Origin of the sequence: Mucilaginibacter sp. SG564 (assembly GCF_013149275.1) — a bacterium.
Lineage (GTDB): Bacteria > Bacteroidota > Bacteroidia > Sphingobacteriales > Sphingobacteriaceae > Mucilaginibacter.
On record NZ_JABGNA010000005.1, the window covers coordinates 205,363 to 231,846 of the forward strand.

Consider the following 26,484-nt stretch of genomic DNA (forward strand, 5'->3'; position numbering starts at 1 on the left):
TACAGCTGCCTCATATATAGTTGATAACTTAAATGGACCAGCTTGTAAGCCGATCCATTTAAATATTGAATAAAATTTAGCAAAAAATCGATATTGCAACATTTTCACAATGTGCGGCTACGCAGACGATTTCTCATTAAACGCCCGTTTTAAAACCTCGAGCTGGCTTTCAATGTGATTTCTGTCATCGGCATTATTAAATTTAGGCAATGCGCTTTCCAATTCTTTTCGCAAACGTATCAATTCTGTCCTCGCCGTTGTGTAGCTTTCCGTTTCCGTAACGTTTGGATCAACTGTAACTATAATATCAATCAGCGCTCCGATATAACTTTTTTGAAGATTTCTTCTATAAAAATCCATCGGTTTGCCCGTAGCCAAATTGTCCCAGATCATTTTATGAATATGAGCGATATATTCACTTTGAGAGAACGTTTTCTGGCTACCAAACCTGGAATTTAGGCTGGAAATAGATGTCAGTTTTCCAGTGTCCAATAATGAATTTAGTACTCGTACCTGCAAATCCCCTACAAAGTCCGGATCGCCTTTGTCCTGAGGTATCTTATTTATAACCTCTGCGTCTAATAACCAAGCCGGCGTTGTAAATAATTGCTCGCCGAAAAAAGCAAGAGCCTGTTCCTGCATCGCCTTTGGTACAGGCGCGTAGATGTCACCGGCTTCATCCTCACTTTTATAGGTGCGTTCTATTCCGCCTACATTTACCAAAACTTGGCCCATGTACTTGCGGAATTGATCTGTCAACGCGTCATAGGCGGAATTCAAGTTTTCATACTGACCACCGGGCTCCTGTGTCCATTTTGCCAGATTCGGGAGTATACGTTTTAAATTCCTTATACCGTAAGTGTTGGCGATCATATTGTTATCGCCCAGGTCTTCGGGTTGCATCCTGGGATCTACAGTCCATCCCGGGGAACTTTTATTTTCACCCTCCATGCTTCCAAACCATAGGCGAGGATTTTTTGCCAATTTTTCTGTGATCCATCTTCCGGAGATCTTTTTATCTTCCTCAGCTGAGGTCGCTCCAGAATATTTGTAACCCCATTCGATAGCCCAATAATCGTATTCTCCAATTCGAGGCATTAAATATTCCGCGGGAATTTTATCCTCGGGCTGAGCAACGTAATTAAAACGCGCGTAGTCCATAATACTTGCCGTGTGTCCGTGGTTTTTCAACCACTCCTTGTTTCGGAGATTAGCTACCGGTGTTTGGCTACTAGAGCCCAGATTATGTTTTAAGCCTAAAGTATGCCCGACCTCGTGATTGATCACAAAACGGATTAGCTGCCCCATCAGCTCATCATCAAATTTAGCTTTTCGGGCCCGAGGATCATTAGCGCCTTCCTGTATCAAATACCAGTTATGTAATAACGACATTACATTATGGTACCACGCAATATGGGTTTGAATTATTTCACCACTTCGCATGTCATGGATATTGGGGCCGTAGGCGTTGGTCTTCTCAACCGGAATATAATCTATGAAAGAATACCTGGCGTCATCTAAATGTATCGTATCGTTTTTTGGCCATTCTTTTCCCATAATCGCATTTTTAAATCCCGCTTTTTCAAATGCTTTTTGCCAATCGTTTATCCCGAGAATAAGATATTTTACCCATTGTTTAGGCGTATTGGGGTCAATATAAATGACAATCGGTTTTGACGGCTGTACCAATTCGCCACGCTTCCATTTCTCCACGTCCTGCTGACGTGGTTGTAAATTCCACCGCAGTATAAAATTACGTTTTTCAACCTTTTGCTGGTCATCGGAATAGTAATAGGCGAAGTCGCTCAAATAGCCTATGCGACGGTCTAAAATACGCTGTTGCATAGGCACTTTAGGCAACTCAATAAACGAAGCGTTGAGCTGTATTGGAACCGCTGAATTCCCAATCGTACAATAAATCCCAAATTCAACGTTGATCGGATATGCGTGCACATAATCCAGGTCAAAAGCTTTGGCCGTCGCGTCAGTACCAATGCTATTCAACGGAGTCCTGGATTTTATAAAGCTAGTAGCGTCAACAAGGTAAACACTTCGCTTTTTATCAATGGCGACGATGGTAAAACTATTTAGTATAGGATTTGCACTGGCGTTTTTAACAGCGGCGGCAATATTACTTTTAGGATCGGCGAGATTTAAAATCACATCTTCGTACAGATCAATAGTTGAATTACGCCCAAATGAAAAATAGACGGTTTTGTCGTCAATTTCTTCTCCAGGCATTATTGTTCCCGCAGGACCTTTGCTGGCTGTTCCTTTAGTCAGACGTTTAATCAGTTGTACCCGTCGTTCAAATAAGCTGTCAGGTAGTTCAAAAAAAATAGAGTCACGGACGCGGTATACATTGAAGAGGCCTTTTTCCGATACTGCATCTTTGGTGATTACGGCCTGATAGGGTCTGATTTTCGTATTCTTCTTTTTCCCATTCAAAAGCGCTAACAGCGAGTCCAATCGGTCGCCCTCGGTTTTCGGCTTCGTTTGGCCAAAAGGAAAAGGCAGTTGAGCTTTGGCATTGCCAAAAGACAGTAATATGATGAATAGAATTAGATATTTTTTCATTTTTGAGTTGGCTAGTATCAATGTTTTTGAGTGGGTTATTGTAATTCGGTAATGCGAATCGTGTTCAAGGATTGGATAAGCTTTGTTAAATTGTTTGCTCGCGCCTGGGAGGCGTCATCGTAAAGAATCACTAACGGAATCGAAACATGAAGTGAAGAATTGTTCAGAGAGTATAAGCTACGGCGACTGATGCTACCCGACGAAAAATCTATTGCGATTCCAGATCTGCCAGTTTGAGCCCAGGTACTCATTGAGCTGACCAAATAAGGTTCATAAATTTTAGCCAACGGAAGTAAAAAGTCAAAATTATCAGAGGGCACACGCACTACATAAAATGATGCCTTATTTGTCCCGAAATTAATTACGGTATCGGCAATTTGGAAAGGTAGAGCAGGATAAGGAGTTTGATCAACCGACTGATTTGCTGCAGTCGAACCTGTTGAATTATATGCATCCCAGCCAATCCCCCCGCCATCAGAATAAAGCATTTTTTTTCGCCCGCCTTTGGTATTACTAGTGTTTCCAATTGGTAGACCACAGCTAAATAAAAAAATTGAGGCTCCTAAAAAGAGACAAGCTGCGGAAATGTGTTTTAAAATTTTAGTTTTCATAAGATTATGTATTCCTGGATTGCAATGATTTATAAATTTTGTTGATAAGAAACTCTACTGATTGGAGATGCTCCCGAACTGTGTCATCAGGGCAGTTTGCAGCCGCTATTTTCACCTCTTTGTCGATTCTTTTGAAATCGTTATATATCGCTTCCCACCAAGCGGTCTCCTTCACGTTGGGGTCGAGGCTTGTGAGCAAGATGGCTACGCTGTTCAAATAGGTTATGTGAAGATCCCGTCTGTTTACGTCTGTTAGCTGGCGCTCATTAATATCGCTCCAAACCGATTTATGCAAATCAGATAAATACTCATTTGGCGTATAACTATCATCCCGTAATAGCGTAGTTCCCTTGGTGAGCCGAACAAACGTCTTTAAGTCCAGCAACTGTCTCAATGTCGAACGTTGAAGTTTAGCAATATCATTGGTCCCCACGGGAGCTGATATCTTATTTAATATAGCGGGGTTTAGAAGCCAATTTGGCGTCTTAAATAATTCATCATTTATGAAACTTACCGCCTCTTTTTGCAGGATTTTCGGTGTTGATTCGTAAACTGCTCCTAACTGAGTTTCACTTTTATAAGTCCGTTGAACTCCGCCTACGTAGGCGATCGCTTGCGTTATAAATTTCTTATATTGGTTGAACAGCCAAGTGTAAACTTGTGCTGTTTCGTCATACTGGCCATTTTCCTCATAATTCCAGCTATGGAGGTCGGATAAAACTCTTTTAAAGTTCTTAATACCATAGCTATTAGCTTTCATATTATCATCACCTAAGGCTTCCATTTGAATCCTTGGGTCGTTTGGCAGCATTCCAAGTTGTGGAAAGACTTCCATCTCTTCATTACCAAATAAAAGTCTTGGATTACTATTTAAACTATCCGAGGCTAATTTGCTCATTATTAACCTGTCTTTCTCGATATCGTTCGTAGCAAGATATTTATACCCCCATTGAATAGCCCATCTGTCATATTCACCGATATGAGGCCACAGATTCTCCTTAGGAATGCTGTCTTCAGGCTGTGCTACAAAATTGAATCGGGCATAGTCCATGATGCTGCTGGTATGTCCGTGAACTTTAAGGTATGCTTTGTCACGCATTTTTTCTACCGGGGTTTCACTGCTGGAAATAAAATTATGTGCGAGACCTAAAGTGTGACCAACCTCATGACTGGAGACGAACCTGATCAACTGCCCCATTAATTCATCGTCAAATTTTAGTTTCCTTGCATTTGAGTCTAACGCGCCTGCCTGAGATTTATACCAGCCGTCGAGAATGACCTGCACGCTGTGAAACCATCCAATATGAGTTTGAATGATTTCTCCTGTACGGGGATCAGAAATATGAGGCCCATATGCGTTTGGAGTGGATGATGGCAGGTAACATAAAAATGAATACCTTGCATCGTGAAGATCGGCTAGCCTATCTTTGGGCCATTCCTCTGCCCTAATTGCATTTTTAAATCCCGCCTGCCGGAATGCGGCTTGCCAATCATTAATACCCATGATCAAATATTTAACCCATTTTTTTGGGGTGTACGGATCAATGTAAATAATAATGGGCTTTGACGGTTCGACCAATTCTCCGCGTAAATAACGTTCGCGATCTTCAGGCTTGGGCTCCATGCGCCAGCGGTCTATATATTTCACAGTGGCGCTTCCCTGTTGATTGTCGGCATAAATGGTCTTTACGTTTGTGAGGGGCTTGAAAAAGCCGACTCTTGAATCAAAAATTCTGGCTCGCATCGGTATTTTTGGCAGCGCTATAAAGGAAGTATTGACGATGACTTCATCTGATCCACCTAAAAATGGATCTTGGGCAAGGACTCGTTCAATACCGAAATCGACATTTGTGGGATAACTTCGCACGTAGTCGATATGCTTCGCAGTTCCCGGCGCGCTCGCAAATAAAGTCGTGTTGTTAATGAAGTCGGTAGCATCAACCAGGTATGCAGATTGGTTTTCGCTTCGAGCAACAATTTTCATTGTCTGAAGAATCTCATCATCATTGGCTCTCTTCACGGCTTTTCGAATTTTGCTGTTTACATCTGCCAGGATATTATCTTGCGAGTGCCTAGCCAAGATGTTTTCTGAGCGAAATGATTCAAAATAAAAAGTCACCGAGTTAAGGTTTTCTTCTGGCAATTTAGAAGGACTTAATAGTGTCCCTTTATCCGTCGCCCTAACGGCACTTTTGACAAATTCATTGATTGCCATGATCGGCCGTTTTAAAAGCGAATCAGGAATTTCAATAAATACAGAATCACGGACTTGATAGGTATTAAAAAGCCCCTTAGAGGCAATGGCATCTTCGGTAATGACCGAGTTAAAAGGCCGAAACTTTTTTGCTGTTTGTGCGGATGTCGCCGTAATGGCAAAAAAAAGCAGCCAAAAGAGAATATATTTATTCATAATTGAATTCAATAAAAGGAGGCGATTTATATGGCATGTAATATGTTTATTCCTTGTGATACACCTTCTCTGGCAGCATTTTAAAAAGCTACACCCGCTTTGGCTTAAAGCCTCGAGGGGGCGTAGCAATTTCATGTCAAGCGAATTATATCCCCCGTAGATCAAGTTTAATAGCCAGGATTTTGAATAAGATTTTTATCCGACAACAGATCAAGATCAGAGATTGGAAAATAATTTTTGTAAGTGGCCCAGGTAAAATTTGGCACCCCGGCTTTTGATACGGGTATAACTTCGTCAGAACGCCATTTCCCTCCGGAAATGCCAGGCCATCTTTTAAGATCAAAAAAGCGATGGCCTTGTTCTGCAAAAAATTCGATGCGGTTTTCCTGCTCAATCGCGGCCCTGCATTGATCCATCGTCAACGATGGAGACAAATTGGCCAATCCTGCCCTGGTTCTAATGACATTGAGGTTAGCTACCGCGTTTGGCAAGTCACCGGTTTTATAATAAGCTTCCGCCAATACCAAATACATTTCTGCTGCCCGCAATAAAACGTAGTTTTCTGTTGCCGAAGAAATGGATGAAGCCGTAGGCTGTTTATATTTTCCGGGAACATAGTAATTAGTCTTTACAGGTGATCCGATCACCGCACTAACGGCAACCGTATAAACCCAATTCGTATAACGTAGATCCCCTGGTTCAAAAGAAGCCAGCAAGCTAGGGGTGAGCGTATAGGTCGGTGGGAAATAGGAATTTGTGGGAAAAAAAAGATAAGCATCCGGAGTCGGATTGAGCGTAGGACTGGCTTGGCCCTGCAGACACCAGATAATTTCATTGCTTGTTTTCAAAAAACTGACCGCTGGAGAAGGCAGTGGGGAGTACAACCCGCTATTAACTACTGCGCTAGCTTGGGTAATGGCGTCAGCATATTTTCCCGAATACAGATAAACTCGGGCTAATAATGCATTTGCCGCTTGCAGGTTCGGCCTGCCTTTATCTGTAACGGGATAAGCATTCGTTAGATTCGCTTGTGCAAGTTTTAAGTCCGCAATTATTTGTGCATAAATTTTGTCCGCCGGTGTGCTTGGTGATACCTGACTAATCGTAAGCTCACTTGTTAATGGCATTGCGGCAGCACTGCCCCAATAATTAACTATATAGAAATAGGTATATGCCCGGGCAAAATAACATTCACCTAACAGTTGTTTTTTGATTGGTGGTGATAAAGAGGCACTAGCAGTTAATTGTTCGATACTAGTATTTATATAAAGAATCGTCGAATATGCTTCAGCCATCATTGACTTAACATCTGAACCTGCTGCAGTAAGATTTGCTATATAAAAATTATTCGTAGTAACTCCGCTAGAGGAACGTTGTATGTCATCGCTATAAAGAGAAGTGTTAGCCGTTATCCCACCCCACTCAAAATTGGTGTGTTTAGTCATTTGCGTATACATGCTACTGACGGCGGCAATTGCAGTACCATCATCATTATAAGCATTTTGAACCAGGATAAGATTTGAAGGCAAGGGAACTTCGAGCGCTTTTTTGCACGAAACGATGCACAGCGCTGAAAAGCCTAATAAGAGGCTAATCACTTTGTTTTTTATTCGTATTGTTCTTTTCATTTTGCGAATACTTAAGATTAAAACGTTGCATTTATACCTGCTGAGAACTGACGGCGTAACAATGAACCTGTCGTAATGGTCGGGTTCGGACTTTCCGGGTTAGGACCTTTATAGTTGGTGATATAAAAGAGGTTGTTTCCTGCCAAATTAAATCCCAAAGAATTTATCCCGATCTTTTTCATCGCAGATTTAGGAAGTGTGTAACCAAGGCGAGCATTCTTTAATGAGATATAAAACACCTGTGTTTCGAGCCATTGTGAATTTAGAAAGAAGCTCGAGGTATAGCTATTCGATAGCTTCGGGAAAATCGTTTGATCCCCCGGACTTTTCCAGCTATCTTTCCCAACATTCACTAACTGATTTCCGATTCCGCTTTGATACGAGCCTAAAACCGCTCCTTGGCTATAACTGTTAAATCCAGCCTGGCTCCTATACTCATAGTTGAGTGACAGACTAAATCCTTTGTAATTTATTCCTTGCTGTATGCCGCCCGCGAATTTCGGTGCGAAGTTCACGAATACGTAATTTGGCGGGATATTAGTATAATCGTAAACGCCTGTTTGGCTGTTTAACGGCGGTAAATTATACACTCTAACTCGCCCAATCGGCTGACCGACATCATAAAAGTTTGCGAATGCGGAAGTTTTCAAATTCGGAAATGAAACAAGCTTATTCGCATTAAAGGCGATGTTTCCAGCCAGGTACCAGGTAAGTTTATGCATCGCCTCAGAACGATAACTTATTGAAATTTCAAGGCCTTTGTTTTGAACTTTAGCGGGTAGATTGATAACCTGTGAATTGAGCCCGGTAACAGATCCCAAGTTTGTAGTAACGATCTGATCATCGGTTAAAGACCTATAAACATCACCGGCTACTACCAATTGGTCATTCAAAAATCCCAGGTCTGTCCCGATGTCAAGTTTTTTGGTCTGGGACCAGCGTATGTCTGGGTTTGAAGCTTGGGTAATGTTAAAAGTCGACTGTCCCTCATAAGTATATCCAGAACCAGCGGTGAACGTGGATAGGTAGCCGAATGAGCTATTCACTGGGGTTCCCGTGATTCCATAGCTAGACCGTAACTTTCCAAATGAAAAGAAATCGCTTTTCATTTTTTTCAAAAACTCCTCATCTGAAAATACCCAGGCACCGCCCACTGATCCAAAGCTGCCCCAACGTTTATCCGGTCCGAATGTACTAGCTCCGTCTCGTCTTCCTGAAACCATTAGAATATACCGGGCGTTATAACTGTAATTTAACCTCGCATAGGCAGATGCTAATTTTTGCTGGTCCAGGTTAGCGCTTGGCGTAATCGATCCGGCGGCAACCAAACTTCGCTCCAGATAGTCATTCGTAAAGCCTGATGCGGCAAAACTTTGGGTATTGTAAGCCTGATCATTGTAACTTATACCAGCCAGTGCATTGAGGTATCCCTTCCCGATCTTGCGATTGTAATTCAAATTGGGTTCCAACGTAAAATTACTGATCGTTCCGTAATTGAAACTGCTGCTCCTAAAAGAGCTGGTTCCAAGTCCGATGGACGCATAAAGAGCAACCGTACTTGGGTTGGTGGTGTAAAGAGACGAACTTTCGAAGAACGAGTTTATATTATTGATAGAATAGCCACTTTCAAGATTAAAAATTAATCCTTTAAGAATTTCATACCCGAATTTTATATTGGCGTTAGTTGCGGTATTCTTGGTATTAGTAGGCAGGAAGACGCCTGGTGCGCTTCCAGGATATACAGCGCCCTTTTCGGCCCAACCAGCAAAATTCGGATTTCCTTGCGCATCAAAAAGTGACGGCGCATTCGGGGCTAAAAATATCAGGCTCTCTAGTGAGCCCGCCGGCAAATCATTGTTGACCACGGAAATACCGAAATAAGAGTCTAAATGTAAACGGCCATTTGCGGACACGCTTTGTGTAGACAGTGAAAAACTGGTCCTTTTCTCATTGTAGTCTCTAAGGGTTGCGCTTGGCGCTCCCTTTACTCCGCCATCGGAATAGAAATAACCGCCGTTGGCGATAAACGTCGTTGTACCCTTTCCTCCTGACACTGAAAAATTCGCTGTGTAAGTTGGTTTGCTTCCCAAAAGTTCCTTTTGCCAGTTTGTATTTTGAGTTTGACTAAATGTCAAAAGATCCGGGCCATCACTGGCTGTCGGAGACTTACCATCAGTTTTATAGGCTTGCCTTCGCATAGCCAGGTATTGGTCTGTATTCATCAGATCGAGCTTTCGCGCGTAAGTTGATAAACCGTACAGAACAGAAGCGCTAGCGACCAGATCGCCACCTTTGGCTTTCCTTGTCGTTATGATTATAACTCCGTTAGCCCCTCTTGTTCCGTAAATAGCGGTCGCATCGGCGTCTTTCAATACCGTAACACTTTCGATATCTGCAGGATTAAGTGAAAACAGGGCACTCAAACCATTTGCGCTCTGAGAAGAGCTTTTGCTAAAGGTTCCCAATTGACCTGATGAAGAAGGTCCACCCGTCGTGCCAGGCATCTGCGCTATAGGAAAACCGTCGAGTAAAATCAAAGGTTGATTCACGTAGGGCAATAAATCGGAAGATCCGTTAACTGGCAAAGCATTTGTTCCCCTTAGTGTGATTGCGTAGTTGGCGCTCGCATTCGGCCCGTTTTGAGTGATGGTTAATCCAGGAACCAGACCGGCGAGGGCTTCAATTATATTTGGTGATGGAGAGACCGCTAATTGTTCGTGAGTGATAGTTACTTGTGAACCGGTGCTACTGCGCAGACTCGTTTTGCCGTTAAAAATAACCTGGACTTCGTCGAGTTCTGATTGGGCGCGTTTTAAATTTACAATTTGATATTTTCCGGTCACCGAAAGCGTTTCCGGTGCATAGCCAATATAGGTTACCTGAAGTAAATCTCCTTCTTCAACCCCTGGCAATGTAAAAACTCCCCCACGTTGGGTAGTTGTAGTTAAGTCTTTATTTTTCACTCGGATTGTTGCCCCCTCTAAAGGATCATGGTCTTCATTATAGACTAGTCCCAATGCCGTCACTGAGGCAGAGGAAGATTTTTGTTTACCGGGCTTTTTGTCCTTCTCGGTAATCGTTACAGATCGATCTTCAATAATGAAAGTAAGCGGGCTATCTTTAAATATCAGATCTAAAGTTGATTTTAAATTTTCCTTTTGAACGCTCAACGTTACGGGTTGAGCCGTGTTTAACAGGTCCTCTGCAATAAAGAAGCTGTAATGGCTTTGTTTTCTTAGCTCTTTAATAACAGACTTTAAGGGAGCGTTTTTAAAGCTGGCCGTAATAGATTGTGCGTTGGCAACAGAAGCAACAAAAATAAGACATAAAAAAAGCGGGACGCCCAGTAGAAGATTTCGGTATTTTTGCCACCGAAAAGGCAAAGAAATTCTATTAGTATAATTTTTATACATTTGAATGTTCGTTAAAGGTTTAACAATTACGTAGTTTAACATGATCCGAACTTGGCCAGCGGTGTTGTAGCACTTCTGGCTTTTTTTTTCTGCAGACCATGAATTAGAGGTTGAGGAAACGTTATTTACTTATAGTAATCCTCCTTCCTTCGATTTTAAAATGTATTCTTTTGGAAGATTCCAAAGGTTTTAAAAGACTCGAAATACTTGAAAAACGGTCAGCCGAGAGATAAAATTTTGTTTGTGGTATAGGACCCTCATATACGACCTCAATATCATACCACCTGGCGACTTTTCGCATAATTGATTCGATATCGCCGCTTTCGAACATAAAATATCCGTCTTTCCAGGCGATTGCTTCATCAACATCAGCTTCACGAATTTTCATCTGGTTGCTCGAGAGAATGGATTGTTGGCCCGGTTTAAGAATGCCCTCCCTTTCATTTTTCTTTTCAGTTATCTCGACGCTTCCTTCTATAAGAGTGGTGATTGTGGCAGGATCATCATCATAACTGCATATGTTAAAATGGGTTCCCAAAACTTTGACTTCTTGTTTGTCGGTAGTTACTATAAAAGGGTGTTTTGGATCCTTAGCCACTTCAAAATATCCTTCGCCTTTAAGTTTGACATTTCTTTCTCTAGAAATAAACGCAGTCGGAAAGGTCAACTTTGAATCTGCGTTTAGCCAAACTTTTGTGCCGTCCGCTAAAACCAGGGGATAAGGAGATTGCTGACCTTTTGAAGTAGACATGGTATTGTAACTAACACTCTTCTCGTCGGCAGAACCGGCATATGAAATATTGCCTTGAGACGCAATGATATTTGTTTTACCTTGGATTGCCAGTCGGCCGGACAAACCCTTAGTCAATATTATCTTTTTCCCATTAGCAAGAGAAAGCGTAGCCTGATTATGTCCGGGAGTAATGATTTGATTTTTCGCTTCGCGATTCGATTCTGGCTTCGCTTTACGGGTAATGACGTAAGCACCAAAAGAAAGAAATAGTATAATAGAAGCCGCGGCAGCAAATCGAGGCCAAAGGCGCATCGATACAGGTTCTTGCTGAAGGCCGCTCCATACGTCATCCAAATCCGCATTAATTTCTTCAATAGACGGTAAGTCTGTTGAATTTTGAATATAAAACCAATGCTCCAATAATACTTTTTCCTCTTCAGTACATTCTCCCGAAGCGTATTTTGAAAGCAAAGCTAGAATTTGTTCTTTATTCATCTTTAGATAATTGATGATAAAGACCCCTTGAATAAGGATTTGCCCAGATTAAATTGAAATAAATTTAAGGTTATTTTTACGTTAATTATTAATAAGTTGATATTCAACGAATTAAAATTTATGTTGATATAACATAACAAACAACACGCCGAACAATCCAAGTTTTGAGCGAAGTATTGACAAAGCGTTGTTAAGTTGATTACGGACGGTTTTCTCACTGATGTCAAGAATTTCGGCTATCTCCGCGTTTGAAAGATGCTGCTTGCGGCTCAATTCAAATATCTCGCGCATTTTAGTAGGGAGCGCGCTTATTTCTTTCTCAATGATCGCTGAAAGCTCTTTTTCCCTTACCAGTTGATCTGATTGATAAGACGTATTATTTATCGTAGACTGAACAGATGCAATATATCTCGAATTAACGTTCTGGCGTGCGACAAATTTTAATACTCGATTTCTTACGGCAGTAAAAAGATAGCCCGATAAGTAACCGTCGATATTCAAGTGTTTTCGATTTTCCCAAAGGGTTGCAAATAACTGTTGTAACAAATCTTTGGTTTCCTCTCTGTCTTGTAGCCGATGGAAGGCATGAACATACAGAGGACCTTTATAACGACGATAAATTTCGGCAAAAGCCGCCCTATCATCTGATCTTAATCGTTCAACGAGCAGAGAATCCGGAAAATCACTATAGCCATCCATACATTACCTCATTTACTTACGGGGAAAATTGATTATCAGGGTTCATGGACAGATAAATAAAAGTCATCTTTCATTTTTCCAGTATATTGAAACGTCAATAAAAAGCTATTATCACCTAATTACAAGGGAGTTAAAACGGTTTTGCATTATCAAATATACATTTACGTATGCGCGGTAATTGATAAACAATTAACATAATTACAAAATATTGACTGAATTTTTTAAAATTATTAGGAATGATAAGAAAAAATAACCTACAAATAAAATCATTGTCTTGAATTGTTTAATATTTGTCAATATCTGTCGATCAAAAATTCAAATATTAACTTTTCAGTAGTAAGAACTAAAAATATCTCTTAAAAATTCGCTTGGAAAGTTGAAGCGGCCAAGAAACTCAAAATATTTTTTACAAACTGCAATTATTACGGGTAGATTTGTGCCTGCAAGGAATAATTGCAGATAGACTTTTTAATTAAACCAGCTGCATCATGGATTTGAAGGAGATAATTAACCGAATAAAAAAATTATCAGTAGGTGATTGGATGGGTGAAGGGTTTGCCAAATTCCCGACAATAGACGACACTGCCTACACCGAAGTAACAGTTTTTATTCCCGACGAACATAAAGATGCCATTCTTTTCAATCAAAAAACATGGTATAAAAATAACACGAGCAATAATGGCCAAACCGTATTTTGGGACACTGGGTTTATCTTATTAAAGGAGAATGACATTTTGCTTCATAGTGTGCAAGTTGGCGGGCGTATGGAGCAGTACAAGTTGACGTCATACGACAATGACCACTTTGTTTTTGATAGCGTAAACATCCAGGTTGACCCGAAAACAATTCATTCGCAACGTATTTTCACATTCGAAAAAGACAGCATCACTTATGAATTGAATATGTCTACACACCAGGCAACTGAATTTCAAAATCATTTAAAGGCGAGGTTAGTCAGACACCAATAATAAAACTAGATGCAACCTTCGATGCCGCAGGCAATGTCATCTTGCAACGATTCAATTCGGAATAAATTCGATATTTACGGGACGGATCAATGTCTTCGAAATTCAAGCCTGCTTTGACGCCCCGTAAATAAATGAAAATATCTGCGTTTAATAATTTCACCCTCTTCCGGTAGCCATCCCGCCATCGACTGATAGGATCACCCCTGTCACCCACGAACTTTCCTCAGAAAGTAGATATTTAATGGCGCTAGCTGCTTCTTCAGCTTTACCATTTCGACCTGTTGGATTAAGCCCAGTGAAACTGTTGTATGTTTCTTCTACTTTATCCAATCCAACAACATCATTGAGCACATTAGTTTCGATGAGGCCCGGTGCAATGGCATTTACACGTATTTGATCCGGTGCAAGTTCAACCGCCAGGTGTTTAGTGAAAGAATGTAAACCAGATTTCGCCATAGAATAAGCGGAGGTGGGCATTCCTTTCACGACGTTATCTGCCCAATATGAACCGATATTCACTATTGCACCACCGCCGTTGTTCTTCATAATTTTCGCTACCGCCTGGGTGATAAAATAAAATCCTTGGTTGATGTTAAGCAGCGCGAGATATTCTTCTGGCGTGGTGTTTAAAAAAGGTTTTGGCCTGAAAATCCCGGATGCATTCACAAGATAGTCGATTTTGCCTTCACCTCGCAGATCATCGATAAATCTTTCGACGCTGACCGGTTCTGCGAGATCCACTATCAGCCCTTTAACAAAATTATCACCGGTGTTCGTTAAGAGCGAAGTAACGGTTTCTGCGACGCTTTCTTTTCTTTTGCTAGCAACTATTACGTTAGCTCCAAGTGACGAGAGTAATTGAGCAGTTGCTTTTCCCATTCCACTTGTACCACCGACTATGAGGGCGGTTTTTCCTTTAAATTCGTTAGGTTTCATATTTTAAGATTTACGGTTAGACAACGATTTCAATTTCTGTGACAATCCAGAAAATAAGCCCAAATCCCGGGCAGCAAACTTTGCCTATGATTCAAAAACATGTCACACTTTTCCAATTTTGTGTCCAATGTATGCTTAGAAGCCTGATGACCCGATGAAAGATATTTATCGTTTCACAGAGCATTAATACGATGAAGGATCTCATCAGAACACTTTGGCGGCAAGGCAAAATTTAACATTGACAACAACATGAAAAGTAACTGGAAAATTGATCGTGAGCATAGTGAGCTGCGATTTGAGACAGATTATCTCGTGATCTCCAAGATCTCTGGATTTATAACCTCTTTTGACGCGAGTTTTCAAACGGACGAGACTGGGTTTAAAAATATTACACAGGTACGGCTAGTAGCGGACGTAAATTCTTTGAACACACACAATCCAATGAGGGACGCGCATTTAAAAAATGATCAATATTTTGATGCTTCGCGGTACAGCGATATATTGTTTACGAGCACAGAAATCATACAAGGCAGTGATGGACTGCCAGGGGAATTTCTTTCAGCCGAGAAAAAAGAATTTGCTATAAAAGGAATACTTACCATTAAAGGAATTACAAAGCCAGTCATTATGCATGGCTCCTTCGGAGGCGCAATTTTGGAGGCTGGGCGAAAAATCAGGGCGGGATTTACCATCAGCACGACGATTAACAGAATAGACTTCGGCGTGGGGGATGTTATACACACCAAAGGAGGCCAATTGTTGCTTGGTGAAGACGTTGTGATTACCGCTAATTGTCAGTTTATCAGGGAGGCTGCATGAGCTCATGATAAAATGTGATCGCCACCGGCCGCACCCGTATTCTTGCTCACATTGTGAAATGAACCATGAGTTTGAGCTGAAAAATAAGACGGCAGGAGATAAGGCATTTTAATTTTTAGAAAAGTTGAATTTTTCAAGTCTAAGACAAAATTGTTATGGAAACCACAATTGCAAACAAACTTAAAGCGCTATATAAGCTGCAGGCGCTGCATACCCAAATTGACAAAATTCGTCAATTGAAGGGTTTGCTGCCGGAGGAAGTATCTGATTACGAGGATAAAATTGTCGGAATAAAAACGAGGGTAGACCAGTTAAAAAATGATCTTGATGCCCTGAAACACGAATTTGATAACACGAAGAACTTAATTAGGGCGTCCAACGATGCCGTGAGTAAGTATCAGAGTGAGGTGGGTTCTGTTAAAAACAACCGGGAATACGATGCGCTGCTTAAAGAAATAGAAATACAACACCTGGATATTCAGCTACATCAGAAAAGGCTGATGAAAATCGAAGGCGACATCGTCAATAAAACGAGTGATTATCGCTCGGCTCAAACCGACCTCGAGGCAAACCAAAAATATTTGATTATCAAGAAGGACGAACTTGACAAAATATCCGCTGAGACACAAGCGAAAGAAAAGGAGCTAACTCAACTGGCTTTAGACGCCGGTAGGGATATAGATAGCAACCTTCTGGCGGCCTATACCCTGCTGCGAAAGAAAGCGAAGAACGGCCTGGCAATCGTTACTGTTGAACGTGATGCCTGTTCAGGTTGTTTTAACCACACCCCTGCGCAACAACAAGCGGAGATAAGACTCCATCAGAGGATTATTGTTTGCGAATTTTGTGGGCGTATTTTGGTGGATGAAGGCTTGGTGTCGGAGGGCGCAATAACATAAAACGAGGAAGGGACATTCAATTCGCTTGCCGGTATGAAAATAACGATTTCTTCTTCCGGTAAACGCTTCGAAAATTGCTGCAAAAACAAAATTTAAGAATTTATATCAAATGAAATCTATAATAAAAATTAAAAGGCCTGAACTATTCTCTTTTCAGGAGTGTTTATGGTTTATTCACAGGGATTTTGATGACTCTCTCATATTAATTGATGAGGAAAGTGTTAGCCGGGCAATCAGAGTGAATGGTAAATATGTTCCGTTTACCGTTTCTGAGAGCGATGAATATATCCTGATCGAACTTAATACAGAAGATCTGGAAGTTGCACCATTCATTCAAAGCTTCGTAGAAGACTGGCTTGATCTCAAAAGAGACCTGATGCCGTTTTATAAAATTCTGAGTCAACATCCGGAACTGAGTTACATGACGGAGGAGTTCAAAGGGCTTCGTTTGATCGGAAACCCTGAAACTTTTGAAACGTTAATATGGAGTATTATCAGCCAACAAATCAACATGACCTTCGCCTTTAAGTTGAAGCGCGCATTAATTCAAACATACGGTGGGAGCATAGATTACGACGGCAAAAAACTAATGCTTTTTCCACCGGCCGAGATGCTCCAAAATTTAACCATCGAAAATTTACAAGCGTTACAGTTCTCAAGACAAAAATCGATTTATATTATCAATGCGGCAACGGCGTTTGCGTCTGGCGAACTCAGCAAATCGATATTGTTGGCCGTATCCTCCCAAGAACGTGTACAAAAATTGACTGCCCTAAAGGGCGTCGGCTTGTGGACGGCAAACGCAGTAATAATGCAATCTCTCAATGACCCCACTGGTCTGCCTTTAGGTGATGTAGGGTTATTAAGGGCGTTAGAAAATCACAAATTGATAAACGGAAGAGCGGACATGAATGGGGTGAATGCCGTATTTGATAGATTTAACGGTTGGCAGGCGTACCTCGTCAATTATCTTTGGCGGAGCTTGTCAAAGCCATTAACATCCCCAGTCGCAGTTAACCCCTGAGGGTGTGAAATGAGGTTTCCATGTTAATAAACCAGCTTTTTAGTGACTTTGCTGTATAAGGCCTACAGAAATTGGCGTCAGAACTTAGTAGAATAATTCCTTGATTAATATATTTGTACAGCCACCGTACAGAAAGCTGGTTTATTTTTTACTGATTAAAGAAAATTGAAATGAACCCGATTGAAATCTCCCAGGTCGCAAGTCTTTGCGCTTCTGTAGCCAAACTGATCAAAAGTGAACTTTCCAATGGTACCGTTCAAACGGTCGCCAATCAAATAGTTGTTTCCCTTTCCAGGTTCGAAGTCGAGCACCGGTTAGGCAACCTTCTCCAACAAATCTATCGTACCATTGACCAGCATTTTCCAATTCGAAATGAACACTTATCGCTTGTTATAAAAGATCTGGATGGTACGTATGAAAACTGTTTTAAGATCTGGCGCTCTGTTTAGCGTTGGCCCGGTAAAAGCTCAAAGTCACAATCATAAGAGCAGTCACACTCTGTCCCCCCAACTCGCCAAGGCGGGCTGATTGCCATAAATGTTTCAAAATGGCTCTTGCGTCAATTTGCCTGCTGCGAAAGTTCGTAATGTAACGATTTTACAAGCAATAATATCAACGTCTTGTCTGTTTGCAGGCGTTCAGATAATTCTGGGTAATATTTTTGGTTCCTATCTCAACAGGTTTGGCTCCACAAGGTCGGTGTTTGGAGCACATGGATATTAATTAAACCTGGTTTGTATAGCAGGTCTGTTAGCTTTGATACTTCCCGATGTAGGCGAATACTCTTGAGACCCCTTGTTAACTAAAAAATCACTGCAGAAATGCAACCAATCAATTAATTTTCGAACGGTGAGCCAGCCTGTTGAGCTCACCATTTTTATACTGCGGACAAAATTCCTAAAAGCTGGTTGCAATTCCCGGCTCAAGTATTCTCAAGCGATTACCCATGCCGACAATATCAAAGGCCTGTCGCAATTCTTTATCAGACTCGGTATAATGCGACCATCCTTCAAAATGTAACGGAATGATGACCGCTTTAGGAAATGCGGATGCAGTATCAAGGGCATCATTGGTACCCATAGTCAGGTTAAAAGGGCCTCGGGGTTTCGCCGCGCCCGCGAAAATAAAAACAAAACCTGGGCTAAACTGCTGAGCCACTTGCTGAATACCATCATAATACACGGTATCGCCGGTAAAATAGACCTGCACATCACTTGTTTCTACGACGAAACCGATAACCTCACCTGTGATGTGAACAGTGCCTGCGGGCCCGTGGCGAGCTGGGGTTGCGGTAACAGAAATGCTGTCATTTAATGCAATCCTCTCAAAAGGCTTTAACCCTTTTGAATTCCCGCCCAGGCGTACCGCTCCATCAATTGTCGTAATCGTTGTTTCCACTTGTTCGAGCAATTCTCTTCCTGCGTTATCCAGATTATCCTTATGCTGGTCATGACTAAGCAAAACTGCATCTATATGACCTATATTGTTTATTGCAGGGCCGGCTGTTTTCCAATAACCAGGCTTATCACCTAACATATATGTTTCACCTTTAGGGTCCAGGGTCGGATCGGTCATCAGGCGCAAACCACCGATTTCCAATATCACAGTCGGCCCACCTAAATAAATCACGTTGAAATGCTTATTCATCTTTATCATCGTCGTTAAAATTCCTATTGTAAAAGTGCGCACATTGGCCGGATAAAGGAACAGAACATTGTAAAAATAGAATTGATGTGATCAATCAAAAATCCGTTAAGAATCGCCGCATGCCAGGAGTGAATCATCAGAAAGAACCCAATTTGCCCGTGGTTAAGCCAATCCGGGTGCTGGGAAAGTCACGAGAATGTCTGTTTTACATGAACTTTCTTTTTTTCTGTAAGCAAATTGTAACTGGGTCGACAAAGGAGAAAAATTACCCAAATGAATCCACTTAAGAAAATCAAATTAATTTCCCTGGCAGCTTTGCTGCCCTTCGCTTTAACCGCATGTAAAAAGGACAGTAATAACAGTCCGGTAACGCCTCAGTCCAATACGATTACCATCGAGAATGTGCTGGAATCCCAACCTTTGGTCGAATCCGGCACCTTCCAGGGCACCGGTACGCCGGCATTAATACAACCAGGTCAGTCAACGACGATCACGTTTGCAGCTGCAAAAGGTGAAGCGTTATCTTTTGCGACCATGTACGGCGCTTCAAATGATCTTTTCTTTGCTCCGGCAAATCCCGGTATTCAGGTTTATGATAATAGCGGCAACCCGATCGAGGGGGATGTTTCCGCACAGATTAAGCTTTGGGACAACGGTACCCGAGTAAATCAGAAACCAGGATCAACAGTAACACATCCAGGCGTCACAGAGGCGAAAAATATTTCAGAAGTGATCGGCGCAGACGCGCAAGGGAACACCTACCTCCCTGCATCGAAACTGGTTAAGGCAACGCTGAAATACAATGGTAATTCCACTTTCACGTTGACGCTGCAAAATACGTCGGCAGGCACAACCAACGAGACGCCGCTAAGCCCTGGCGTTTGGAGTGTCTCTTACATCGTTGGCGGAGCACTTCAGGCTCCAAATCCACTTTATACGGTTGGTCAGCCGACGGCAAATGGTTTAACTAATATTGCTGAAGCTGGTGACAACACAGCTTTAAGTGCATATGCTAAATCTATCACAGGAATTTTCACACCGTTGTCCCCCGTCCTGGTAGTTGTATATAATGGCATTAATAACCCTATTTACACCACCAACCAATCAGATGCAGGCAAAGGCCTTACCCCATTGGCCCAAAAAGGTAATGCAGATACACTCGCTGCTTATTTAAAAACGGTTAAAGGGGTTAAGGCTGTTTATGTTTTGCCAGCGCCGAATACTAAAGTGTTGCTACCAAGTATAGCAGGCAAGCAAGGCGGCGTTGTATCACAACAGCTTGACGTTGCCGCCGGCGACCGTTTGGCTATTGCCACCATGTATGGTTTTTCGAATGACTGGTTCTTTGCTTCGGCCGATAATGGAGTAGATGCCACGCAAAAAGGTGACATTTCTGGCACGATCAAATTGTTCGATGACGGAACTGCAATCAATCAATTTCCCGGTGCGGGACTTACGCAGTTCAACCTTGCAGGAACTCCATTAAAGGAAAGTCAACCTATTACTGCGGTTCCAAATCCTAATGCCTTTACCACGTTGCCGCCAGTTACCGGTATTATCAAAGTGACCCTTAAATAATTAAATTATAGGCCGCCTGCATAGGCGGCCTCACTTTTTTCCATATTGATATGACAGCTTTTATAGTTCTCACGAAAGCTGACACATCAGAAATGAACCGGTATATGTTTGTTAATCTGGAGTATGGTTCCCAATCTGTACGTCTATTTCGCCAAAATGCAAATGCCTTGGCAGACTACCTTGTCCTCCAAAACAGGAAAAATACATTGACGGCTAGAAAACGGGAAGTCATTAACCTGGTTGTAAGCCAGGTTAATGAATGCGCTTATTGCCTTATAGCGCATACTGTAGCTGGAGGTTTACAGGGTTTTACAACGGAAGAGATTCTACTGATCCGTAAGGCGAATATCGATTTCGATACCAGGCTTGGTACCTTGGCGAAGTTTGTTAAAGCAACAGCGATAAACAGCGGACTGCCTGATGCAGCTTTAGTAGATTATTTTTTAGCAGCGGACTATAGCGAGGCCCATTTGATAGATATGATATTGGTAAAGGAGATAAAACGATCAGTAATTACCTGCACGGCTTTATCGTTCTTCCTGTAGATTTTCCCGGTACGCCAGCAATTGATACATGCTTCAGAAATAAAAAGAGCGACACCTGTCGCTCTTTTTATTTTACTTCACAGCTAAAATATCGACTTTTTCAATTACCGGGCTCCCGGATAGCAACTCGGGGGCTTTATCCAGCAATGCAGCAGCAATCGGTCCGTTTAAATGCGCCTCCCGTGCCGCTTCAGTCTCAAAGGTGTCGAATATGCCGAATGTAGATGCGCCAATTTGCAGGGCATACCAGTTAACCGTTCCGGCTTCCTGCTGGGCTAATGATAATGCGCTTTTGAGGAAATCGCTTAGTTCTTGTTCTTTGCCTGCTTTTGCTTCCAGCTTGACTAATAAAGAAAATTTTAACATGGTGACATATATTATTTGAATAAGTAAGTTGAAATATAAGCAGGGCTATGTTTCTTAATGCGCGCTACTTAATGTTTGATGTTAGTCGTAACAATCATAAAATCCTTACAAGAAGCTCGTAAAATTTTTTATTAAAAAATATTGTAAGGTATTGGCAAAGAATACTACTAAGGAGGAAATCTTATACTAAAAAATCAAAATGAAAGCATTAAAATTTAAAGCCCTATCGTTAACCGCGATTGCCGCGATCTGTTTATCATTAAGCGCTCACGCGCAGGATAAAATGGTCCCGATGAAAAAAGACACCAAGAAGACGTCTAAAATGAGCCATGATAAAATGAGCAAGTCATCAGACAAAATGTCGAAAATAAAAAAGGACACGACGAAAATGTAATATCAGCCGCCAGCAGTGCTTTTTGTTGGCATTTTTTAACTCCATTAATCTAATCTATATGAAACTAAAGGCTAACTTTAATTTTTTTTACTTGAACTTTATTACCATACTATTGCTTGGTTTTACCGCTTTCAACGCCTCAGCCTTGTCATTAAACATAAGCGATACTACAGCTACGCAGATATACCCCCAACAATCCACCGATATCAGTCCGCTCCTTATTGGTGAAAAGATACCTTCGGTTAGCATCCCTGCTGCAAACGGGAAGCCATTTGATCTTAATGCGCATCTTAGTGATAAGCCAACCGTTTTATTCTTCTATCGTGGTGGTTGGTGCCCGTTTTGTAATAAGGAACTAGCAGGTGTACAAGGTATTCAGGAAGAACTAGTCAAAATGGGTTACCAAATAATCGCCATAAGCACCGATAGCCCTGACAATCTGAATAAAAGTGCCGACAAACACCAGCTATCTTATACCTTGCTTTCTGATGCCGACCTTGCGGTATCAAAGCAATTTGGTATCGCATTCAAAGCCCCGGCTGCTTACAGCAAGGTCTTGACTGAAGGTTCGGCGGGAAAGAATGTAGATAAATTATTGCCTGTGCCTTCCGTATTTATTTTAGACAAAAACGGCGTCATCCAATTTGAATATATTAATCCCGATTTTAAACAGCGCATCAGTCCAACGCTTTTGCAGGCTGTTGCCACTGCCTTGAAATACGAAAATCTTGCTAAATAACCTTGACAATGATTTTTAATCGGAAATATCCAGGGCTTGTATGCGCCTTGATCTTGCTGCTGAACGGCTATAGTTACGCTCAGCAGCTTTGCAAAAGGAACGAAATTCTTTTTAAAGAAGGTAATCTTGACGCTGCCTTATCAGCGGCGAAACAACAGCATAAGCCTGTTTTTGTTGATGCCTACGCGGTATGGTGTGCGCCCTGCCAGCAGCTTAAACAGAACACCTTCAAGGATAAGGCTTTATCGGCTTACTGCAACTCCCATTTTATAAATATTTCCATTGATGTAGAAAAAGGAGACGGTGAGAAATTTGCCGAACACTATAACGTTAATAATTATCCAACATTGTTGTTTATAGATGAAGATGGAAAGATCATTACCAGAATTGAGGGTTTTGTCGAAGCTAAATCTTTGCTAAAGGCCGCGGAGTCCATTAAATTATGACCCGAGATCTAATGGATTTGTCTTATTTAAAATATAAAATTGAGCTTTGATGCCATGCGTGATGAAATAATTGTGAATAATATAACGGAACGTGCAAATTATGAAGAACTTAATCCAGCAAAATGGGTAGATGAATATGCTGACTACCTGTATAATTTTGCGTTGAAAAGGCTAAACGACGAAGCGTTGGCGCAGGACTTGGTGCAGGATACATTTTTATCCGCTCTAGAAAAATCAAATCTTTTCCGGGCGGAAAGTTCCATACGTTCCTGGTTAACCGCCATCCTGAAAAATAAGATCGTTGATACCTATCGCAAAAGGGCCAACGCTTTAAGCGGTGAAATGCGTATAGGCTCTGTCGAAGATGAACCGGAGTTTTTCGACCCCGATTTGAACAACTGGAAAAAAAAGCATTGGCCGGCACCTTTTGGCGTTGAAGACGAAGACGCGCTCCATAATAAGGAATTTATGAATGTTTTACGAAAGTGCCTGTTTAAACTTCCGTCGTTGTGGATGTCTGTTTTCAAATTGAAGCATTTGGACGAAGAAGAAACGGGTTTCATCTGCGAAAAACTCAGGATCACTTCGGCTAACTATTGGGTGATCATCCATCGTGCAAAAGTCAACTTGAGATCTTGTTTACAGAAGAATTGGATGTGAGATGAAAAAAGAACTAAAAACGGAGGAAGAACGGATCGCTTATAATTGCAGGAAAGCGACGCTTTTAATCGAAAAACAGCAAGAAATTGAACTGACTGTCAGAGAAAAAATGGAATTGCAATTTCACCTTACAGGTTGTTATATCTGCCGCGTTTACGAACAGCAAAGTATTCTGATCAATCGCATGATCCGGCAGCTTTTTAACACTCAAAAGGATGAAGCTAACCTGAACCACGAGTTCAAAGAAAAATTGAAACAAAAAATTGCAGCTAAACTGGATAATAATTGATTTATCCGAAGGATGCCATTTGGTAAGCAATTAAATTTAATATTTAGGGCCTAAAACTCCTTTAGGTTTAATTGGCAAAAAAAGTGGAAGAATTGATTTCGCTGTTGGTAAAACTACTTTTTATTAAATATATATTGAAGGAATTCATATTTATATATTTTTACCAAAAGCACTATATAAACGTTTGAAATTATATCATAAAGCTATAATGCTTATTGCATTATAGCTTTATGAATTTTATTATTTATCAGCGAAAAGTTCTTGAAGCATTGCACCTGACATTGCGTCTTCTTCAAAAACTGCTGAATCTCCTTCGGTAAGAAATGCTTTTGCGAGTTTAGCGGTAGTTTGAAATGCGATCTGGGTGATCCATGCCCCTGCACTTAACCTCTTTACGCCTAATGCCCCTAACTCGTCAGCATTACCTAAACCGGGCATCGCCATAACATTTAAGGGCAATGAAACATTTTGTGCGATTTGCGCGATTTCGCCTTCATCTGTAATAACCGGAACAAAAAGGCCGTCAGCACCCGCATCTTTATAAAGTTTCGCACGTTTGATTACTTCATTTACCGCTTCTTCTGCCGGGACCAAGCCAGCCAGGTAAACATCAGTTCTTGCATTGATAAAAAGTCTTGAGCCCCGGCTTTCCACCACGCTTTTAATAGCAGATATTTTGGCGGACAGAACATCCGGGGAATCCCGACCATCTTCCAGGTTAATCCCGACAATCCCTGCATCCAGTAATGCCTTAATGTTTTCTGCAACAACTTTGGCGTTGTCACTGTAACCATTTTCAAAATCAATCGATAGCGGTATTTTGATCACGCGAGTAATACTTTGAGCGACTTGAGCCAGTAGGCTAACCGGCAAAATGTGCCCGTCACGATGTCCAAGTCCCCAGGCAACGCCGGCACTTGTTGTAGCGATTGCTAATGCACCCTGATCTTCTATAATGCGAGCGCTAGCTGCGTCCCAGGCATTTGGCAAAATTAAAGGCTTGTCCTGTTGATGTAAGTTAAAAAATGTTTCCAGTTTGTTCATGATATATATATTTAAAGGTTGTTTTATAATTGAATTTATCCTCGACAATGTTTCCCTCGCCAAGCTAATGGCCGACGGGTAGACAAAGTGAGACGATGATCGAGACCTCGATACTCATTTTTAAAATCCTGGTAACGGCGCATCTGTTACAAAAATTGAATTTGGCACTGGTTTATTGATTTATTTTAGTTTCTCAGCAATTAGAACCTATTTTTCATAAATGTGACAACTTACCGGCGTTCACAAAAAGCACAGGAAGATTTGCTGTAGATGAAAAGTTTTAAAGCTTAATGAGCACGAACGAGAAAACAAAAGAAGCATTGTTGATAATTCTAAGGCTATTAGCCCCTTTTCACGCCACGAGAGTAATGATATAATGACATTTTTGATGTCCAGAAACTGGAATTTTTCCTAAACAGCACATATGCGTAATTGGAGCAAATCGTTTTAATTTTTCGTAAAAGCCAAAAAAATAAGGACACCGGCATCACTTGGTCCTTTCTCCTGAAAAACAAACTTCCAAAATTGCTACTCGATAGGCAGTCATTATGCCCGCTGACCCCTTTGGTGCGGATAGCGAAACACTAATTAGACAGCCAATTTTTTTTCTGTCACAAAAAAAAATTTGGTTGTCTAATCAACGTGCGTCAAGCACGTTCTGTGTTGTATTACAGATGATCAGTCGGTTAAAAAAAAGTAAGAAATAAAACACAAAAAAATGACTCCACAAGAAACCATGGACCAATTTGAAAAAATGATAGAAGCAAAACTAGCTCCTATGAAAAAAGAAATCCTTCAGCTTAAAGATGAGCTGTCCAACTTGAAGTTACAGGTTACCAGTGAAAATACCCGCCTGGCAAAGATAGAAGGCAGAGAAGCGGACGTAGAAACATTAGTTGACACCGCGCTGCTAGATGCAAAATCAAATATTAAGAAACGATGAATGACCAAACGGTCATTGATATTTAAGTTTTAAATTATCAAAAAATGAAAAATACCTCAGACAAATTGTTACAAACTCTATATGAGAAAGCTATCAATCTAATTTTCCAAAAATTTGAGAAATATAATGGTAGCGTGGTTAAATTTTTCACCTCCTACGATACGGACTTCTTTCAGAGAGAGGTTGCACCAGGAAAGAACCGGGCAAGTTATTTATTAGGCCACCTAGTCGTGGCAAATGATGAGCTTTTTAACTTCCTGGGGTTGGGTTCAGCTTTATATCCAGAATTGCTGGATTTGTATTTTAGCGCAGACCGGGCTTATCCAGATGGTGACCTGCCTGGGATCCCTCAACTCCTGGATAAATTCAGACATGTCAATTCGGAATTACGAAAGCAATTTGCACAAATTCCGCTTGACGCCTGGATGGACAAGCATGAATTGGTTTCCCCAGAAGCGTTCGAAGCCGATCCGTCAAGGACCAAATTGAGCGTTTTATTAAACAGGGTTCTGCATTTAGAGCATCACCTTGGACAATTGTACTTGATGCCGTCACCATTTGAAGTGCCGAGGAAAAATATTGGTTAGTACCGAACCGAGCAACGACTAATACGCTGTCGGG

The 26,484-nt window shown here is 41.3% G+C and carries 25 protein-coding genes; 14 read left to right on the forward strand and 11 right to left on the reverse strand.

Features of this window, described 5'->3' with window-relative positions:
* Positions 1 to 117: 117 nt before the first annotated feature.
* The 7 genes from FHW89_RS13190 to FHW89_RS13220 form a co-directional block, all read right to left on the reverse strand.
* Positions 118 to 2,577 (reverse strand): zinc-dependent metalloprotease, encoded by a 2,460-nt coding sequence (locus FHW89_RS13190; RefSeq protein ID WP_172335510.1) that lies wholly within the window; start codon positions 2,575 to 2,577, stop codon positions 118 to 120.
* 35 nt (positions 2,578 to 2,612) lie between these two features.
* The gene (locus FHW89_RS13195) at positions 2,613 to 3,188 is read right to left on the reverse strand and encodes a hypothetical protein (RefSeq protein ID WP_172335511.1); all 576 of its coding nucleotides are present in this window, start codon (positions 3,186 to 3,188) and stop codon (positions 2,613 to 2,615) included.
* Between the two features lie 4 nt (positions 3,189 to 3,192).
* On the reverse strand, positions 3,193 to 5,598 hold the full coding sequence (locus FHW89_RS13200; RefSeq protein WP_172335512.1) for a zinc-dependent metalloprotease: 2,406 nt from the start codon (positions 5,596 to 5,598) through the stop codon (positions 3,193 to 3,195).
* Positions 5,599 to 5,765: 167 nt separating this feature from the next.
* Positions 5,766 to 7,226 carry a RagB/SusD family nutrient uptake outer membrane protein gene (locus tag FHW89_RS13205; protein WP_172335514.1) on the reverse strand — a complete coding sequence of 487 codons (1,461 nt, stop codon included), beginning with the start codon at positions 7,224 to 7,226 and terminating at the stop codon, positions 5,766 to 5,768.
* Between the two features lie 17 nt (positions 7,227 to 7,243).
* Positions 7,244 to 10,639 (reverse strand): SusC/RagA family TonB-linked outer membrane protein, encoded by a 3,396-nt coding sequence (locus FHW89_RS13210; RefSeq protein ID WP_172335515.1) that lies wholly within the window; start codon positions 10,637 to 10,639, stop codon positions 7,244 to 7,246.
* Positions 10,640 to 10,760: 121 nt separating this feature from the next.
* Positions 10,761 to 11,867, reverse strand: coding sequence for a FecR family protein (locus tag FHW89_RS13215; RefSeq protein ID WP_172335516.1), 1,107 nt, complete (start codon positions 11,865 to 11,867; stop codon positions 10,761 to 10,763).
* A gap of 111 nt (positions 11,868 to 11,978) precedes the next feature.
* Positions 11,979 to 12,566 (reverse strand): RNA polymerase sigma factor, encoded by a 588-nt coding sequence (locus FHW89_RS13220; protein WP_172335517.1) that lies wholly within the window; start codon positions 12,564 to 12,566, stop codon positions 11,979 to 11,981.
* A gap of 488 nt (positions 12,567 to 13,054) precedes the next feature.
* Between FHW89_RS13220 and FHW89_RS13225 the strand changes: the two genes are divergently transcribed.
* Complete coding sequence (locus FHW89_RS13225; protein ID WP_172335518.1) at positions 13,055 to 13,534, forward strand: heme-binding beta-barrel domain-containing protein; 480 nt, start codon at positions 13,055 to 13,057, stop codon at positions 13,532 to 13,534.
* Positions 13,535 to 13,690: 156 nt separating this feature from the next.
* Here FHW89_RS13225 and FHW89_RS13230 read toward each other — a convergent pair whose 3' ends face one another.
* Positions 13,691 to 14,470 carry an SDR family NAD(P)-dependent oxidoreductase gene (locus FHW89_RS13230; protein ID WP_172335519.1) on the reverse strand — a complete coding sequence of 260 codons (780 nt, stop codon included), beginning with the start codon at positions 14,468 to 14,470 and terminating at the stop codon, positions 13,691 to 13,693.
* Between the two features lie 249 nt (positions 14,471 to 14,719).
* Between FHW89_RS13230 and FHW89_RS13235 the strand changes: the two genes are divergently transcribed.
* The 4 genes from FHW89_RS13235 (at position 14,720) to FHW89_RS13250 (ending at position 17,661) form a co-directional block, all read left to right on the forward strand.
* Positions 14,720 to 15,289 (forward strand): YceI family protein, encoded by a 570-nt coding sequence (locus FHW89_RS13235; protein WP_172335521.1) that lies wholly within the window; start codon positions 14,720 to 14,722, stop codon positions 15,287 to 15,289.
* A gap of 155 nt (positions 15,290 to 15,444) precedes the next feature.
* Complete coding sequence (locus tag FHW89_RS13240) at positions 15,445 to 16,188, forward strand: zinc ribbon domain-containing protein (RefSeq protein WP_172335522.1); 744 nt, start codon at positions 15,445 to 15,447, stop codon at positions 16,186 to 16,188.
* Positions 16,189 to 16,297: 109 nt separating this feature from the next.
* Positions 16,298 to 17,212: a DNA-3-methyladenine glycosylase gene (locus tag FHW89_RS13245; protein WP_172335523.1), complete on the forward strand. Its 915-nt coding sequence runs from the start codon at positions 16,298 to 16,300 to the stop codon at positions 17,210 to 17,212.
* Between the two features lie 170 nt (positions 17,213 to 17,382).
* Complete coding sequence (locus FHW89_RS13250; RefSeq protein ID WP_172335524.1) at positions 17,383 to 17,661, forward strand: hypothetical protein; 279 nt, start codon at positions 17,383 to 17,385, stop codon at positions 17,659 to 17,661.
* 448 nt (positions 17,662 to 18,109) lie between these two features.
* Here FHW89_RS13250 and FHW89_RS13255 read toward each other — a convergent pair whose 3' ends face one another.
* A complete protein-coding gene (locus FHW89_RS13255; RefSeq protein ID WP_172335525.1) occupies positions 18,110 to 18,859 on the reverse strand; it encodes an MBL fold metallo-hydrolase in 750 nt (249 codons plus the stop codon).
* 273 nt (positions 18,860 to 19,132) lie between these two features.
* Between FHW89_RS13255 and FHW89_RS13260 the strand changes: the two genes are divergently transcribed.
* Both FHW89_RS13260 and FHW89_RS13265 read left to right on the forward strand, forming a co-directional pair.
* Positions 19,133 to 20,437, forward strand: a complete 1,305-nt coding sequence (locus FHW89_RS13260) for a spondin domain-containing protein (RefSeq protein ID WP_172335526.1) — start codon at positions 19,133 to 19,135, stop codon at positions 20,435 to 20,437.
* 104 nt (positions 20,438 to 20,541) lie between these two features.
* Positions 20,542 to 20,982 (forward strand): carboxymuconolactone decarboxylase family protein, encoded by a 441-nt coding sequence (locus tag FHW89_RS13265; protein WP_256367800.1) that lies wholly within the window; start codon positions 20,542 to 20,544, stop codon positions 20,980 to 20,982.
* 72 nt (positions 20,983 to 21,054) lie between these two features.
* Here FHW89_RS13265 and FHW89_RS13270 read toward each other — a convergent pair whose 3' ends face one another.
* Complete coding sequence (locus tag FHW89_RS13270; RefSeq protein ID WP_172335528.1) at positions 21,055 to 21,348, reverse strand: putative quinol monooxygenase; 294 nt, start codon at positions 21,346 to 21,348, stop codon at positions 21,055 to 21,057.
* Positions 21,349 to 21,547: 199 nt separating this feature from the next.
* On the opposite strand from FHW89_RS13270, the gene FHW89_RS13275 reads away from it, so the two are divergent.
* Genes FHW89_RS13275 through FHW89_RS13295 form a run of 5 tightly spaced genes read left to right on the forward strand, consistent with a single transcriptional unit; the run spans position 21,548 to position 23,876 of the window.
* Positions 21,548 to 21,742 carry a hypothetical protein gene (locus FHW89_RS13275; protein ID WP_172335530.1) on the forward strand — a complete coding sequence of 65 codons (195 nt, stop codon included), beginning with the start codon at positions 21,548 to 21,550 and terminating at the stop codon, positions 21,740 to 21,742.
* A 58-nt stretch (positions 21,743 to 21,800) separates the two neighbouring features.
* The gene (locus tag FHW89_RS13280) at positions 21,801 to 22,481 is read left to right on the forward strand and encodes a peroxiredoxin family protein (RefSeq protein ID WP_172335531.1); all 681 of its coding nucleotides are present in this window, start codon (positions 21,801 to 21,803) and stop codon (positions 22,479 to 22,481) included.
* 8 nt (positions 22,482 to 22,489) lie between these two features.
* Complete coding sequence (locus tag FHW89_RS13285) at positions 22,490 to 22,927, forward strand: thioredoxin fold domain-containing protein (RefSeq protein ID WP_172335532.1); 438 nt, start codon at positions 22,490 to 22,492, stop codon at positions 22,925 to 22,927.
* Between the two features lie 54 nt (positions 22,928 to 22,981).
* Complete coding sequence (locus tag FHW89_RS13290) at positions 22,982 to 23,587, forward strand: sigma-70 family RNA polymerase sigma factor (RefSeq protein ID WP_172335533.1); 606 nt, start codon at positions 22,982 to 22,984, stop codon at positions 23,585 to 23,587.
* Position 23,588: 1 nt separating this feature from the next.
* Positions 23,589 to 23,876 (forward strand): hypothetical protein, encoded by a 288-nt coding sequence (locus tag FHW89_RS13295; RefSeq protein WP_172335534.1) that lies wholly within the window; start codon positions 23,589 to 23,591, stop codon positions 23,874 to 23,876.
* 240 nt (positions 23,877 to 24,116) lie between these two features.
* Here FHW89_RS13295 and FHW89_RS13300 read toward each other — a convergent pair whose 3' ends face one another.
* Entirely contained in the window at positions 24,117 to 24,920 is an 804-nt protein-coding gene (locus FHW89_RS13300) for an isocitrate lyase/phosphoenolpyruvate mutase family protein (protein WP_172335535.1), read from the reverse strand.
* Between the two features lie 718 nt (positions 24,921 to 25,638).
* Between FHW89_RS13300 and FHW89_RS13305 the strand changes: the two genes are divergently transcribed.
* Together FHW89_RS13305 and FHW89_RS13310 are read left to right on the forward strand one after the other, a co-directional pair.
* Positions 25,639 to 25,863 (forward strand): hypothetical protein, encoded by a 225-nt coding sequence (locus FHW89_RS13305; RefSeq protein ID WP_172335536.1) that lies wholly within the window; start codon positions 25,639 to 25,641, stop codon positions 25,861 to 25,863.
* 44 nt (positions 25,864 to 25,907) lie between these two features.
* Positions 25,908 to 26,450 (forward strand): DinB family protein, encoded by a 543-nt coding sequence (locus FHW89_RS13310; protein WP_172335538.1) that lies wholly within the window; start codon positions 25,908 to 25,910, stop codon positions 26,448 to 26,450.
* Positions 26,451 to 26,484 lie beyond the last annotated feature (34 nt).

Bases quoted from the DNA above. Each gene is read 5' to 3' on its own strand.
- FHW89_RS13310 (WP_172335538.1), top strand. From the start codon at position 25,908: ATGAAAAATACCTCAGACAAATTGTTACAAACTCTATATGAGAAAGCT.
- FHW89_RS13260 (WP_172335526.1), top strand. From the start codon at position 19,133: ATGAATCCACTTAAGAAAATCAAATTAATTTCCCTGGCAGCTTTGCTG.
- FHW89_RS13235 (WP_172335521.1), top strand. From the start codon at position 14,720: ATGAAAAGTAACTGGAAAATTGATCGTGAGCATAGTGAGCTGCGATTT.
- FHW89_RS13200 (WP_172335512.1), bottom strand. From the start codon at position 5,598: ATGAATAAATATATTCTCTTTTGGCTGCTTTTTTTTGCCATTACGGCG.
- FHW89_RS13195 (WP_172335511.1), bottom strand. From the start codon at position 3,188: ATGAAAACTAAAATTTTAAAACACATTTCCGCAGCTTGTCTCTTTTTA.
- FHW89_RS13245 (WP_172335523.1), top strand. From the start codon at position 16,298: ATGAAATCTATAATAAAAATTAAAAGGCCTGAACTATTCTCTTTTCAG.
- FHW89_RS13230 (WP_172335519.1), bottom strand. From the start codon at position 14,470: ATGAAACCTAACGAATTTAAAGGAAAAACCGCCCTCATAGTCGGTGGT.
- FHW89_RS13190 (WP_172335510.1), bottom strand. From the start codon at position 2,577: ATGAAAAAATATCTAATTCTATTCATCATATTACTGTCTTTTGGCAAT.
- FHW89_RS13215 (WP_172335516.1), bottom strand. From the start codon at position 11,867: ATGAATAAAGAACAAATTCTAGCTTTGCTTTCAAAATACGCTTCGGGA.
- FHW89_RS13220 (WP_172335517.1), bottom strand. From the start codon at position 12,566: ATGGATGGCTATAGTGATTTTCCGGATTCTCTGCTCGTTGAACGATTA.
- FHW89_RS13295 (WP_172335534.1), top strand. From the start codon at position 23,589: ATGAAAAAAGAACTAAAAACGGAGGAAGAACGGATCGCTTATAATTGC.
- FHW89_RS13285 (WP_172335532.1), top strand. From the start codon at position 22,490: ATGATTTTTAATCGGAAATATCCAGGGCTTGTATGCGCCTTGATCTTG.
- FHW89_RS13240 (WP_172335522.1), top strand. From the start codon at position 15,445: ATGGAAACCACAATTGCAAACAAACTTAAAGCGCTATATAAGCTGCAG.
- FHW89_RS13305 (WP_172335536.1), top strand. From the start codon at position 25,639: ATGACTCCACAAGAAACCATGGACCAATTTGAAAAAATGATAGAAGCA.
- FHW89_RS13300 (WP_172335535.1), bottom strand. From the start codon at position 24,920: ATGAACAAACTGGAAACATTTTTTAACTTACATCAACAGGACAAGCCT.
- FHW89_RS13210 (WP_172335515.1), bottom strand. From the start codon at position 10,639: ATGTATAAAAATTATACTAATAGAATTTCTTTGCCTTTTCGGTGGCAA.
- FHW89_RS13290 (WP_172335533.1), top strand. From the start codon at position 22,982: ATGCGTGATGAAATAATTGTGAATAATATAACGGAACGTGCAAATTAT.
- FHW89_RS13275 (WP_172335530.1), top strand. From the start codon at position 21,548: ATGAAAGCATTAAAATTTAAAGCCCTATCGTTAACCGCGATTGCCGCG.
- FHW89_RS13225 (WP_172335518.1), top strand. From the start codon at position 13,055: ATGGATTTGAAGGAGATAATTAACCGAATAAAAAAATTATCAGTAGGT.
- FHW89_RS13250 (WP_172335524.1), top strand. From the start codon at position 17,383: ATGAACCCGATTGAAATCTCCCAGGTCGCAAGTCTTTGCGCTTCTGTA.
- FHW89_RS13265 (WP_256367800.1), top strand. From the start codon at position 20,542: ATGTTTGTTAATCTGGAGTATGGTTCCCAATCTGTACGTCTATTTCGC.
- FHW89_RS13270 (WP_172335528.1), bottom strand. From the start codon at position 21,348: ATGTTAAAATTTTCTTTATTAGTCAAGCTGGAAGCAAAAGCAGGCAAA.
- FHW89_RS13280 (WP_172335531.1), top strand. From the start codon at position 21,801: ATGAAACTAAAGGCTAACTTTAATTTTTTTTACTTGAACTTTATTACC.
- FHW89_RS13255 (WP_172335525.1), bottom strand. From the start codon at position 18,859: ATGAATAAGCATTTCAACGTGATTTATTTAGGTGGGCCGACTGTGATA.
- FHW89_RS13205 (WP_172335514.1), bottom strand. From the start codon at position 7,226: ATGAAAAGAACAATACGAATAAAAAACAAAGTGATTAGCCTCTTATTA.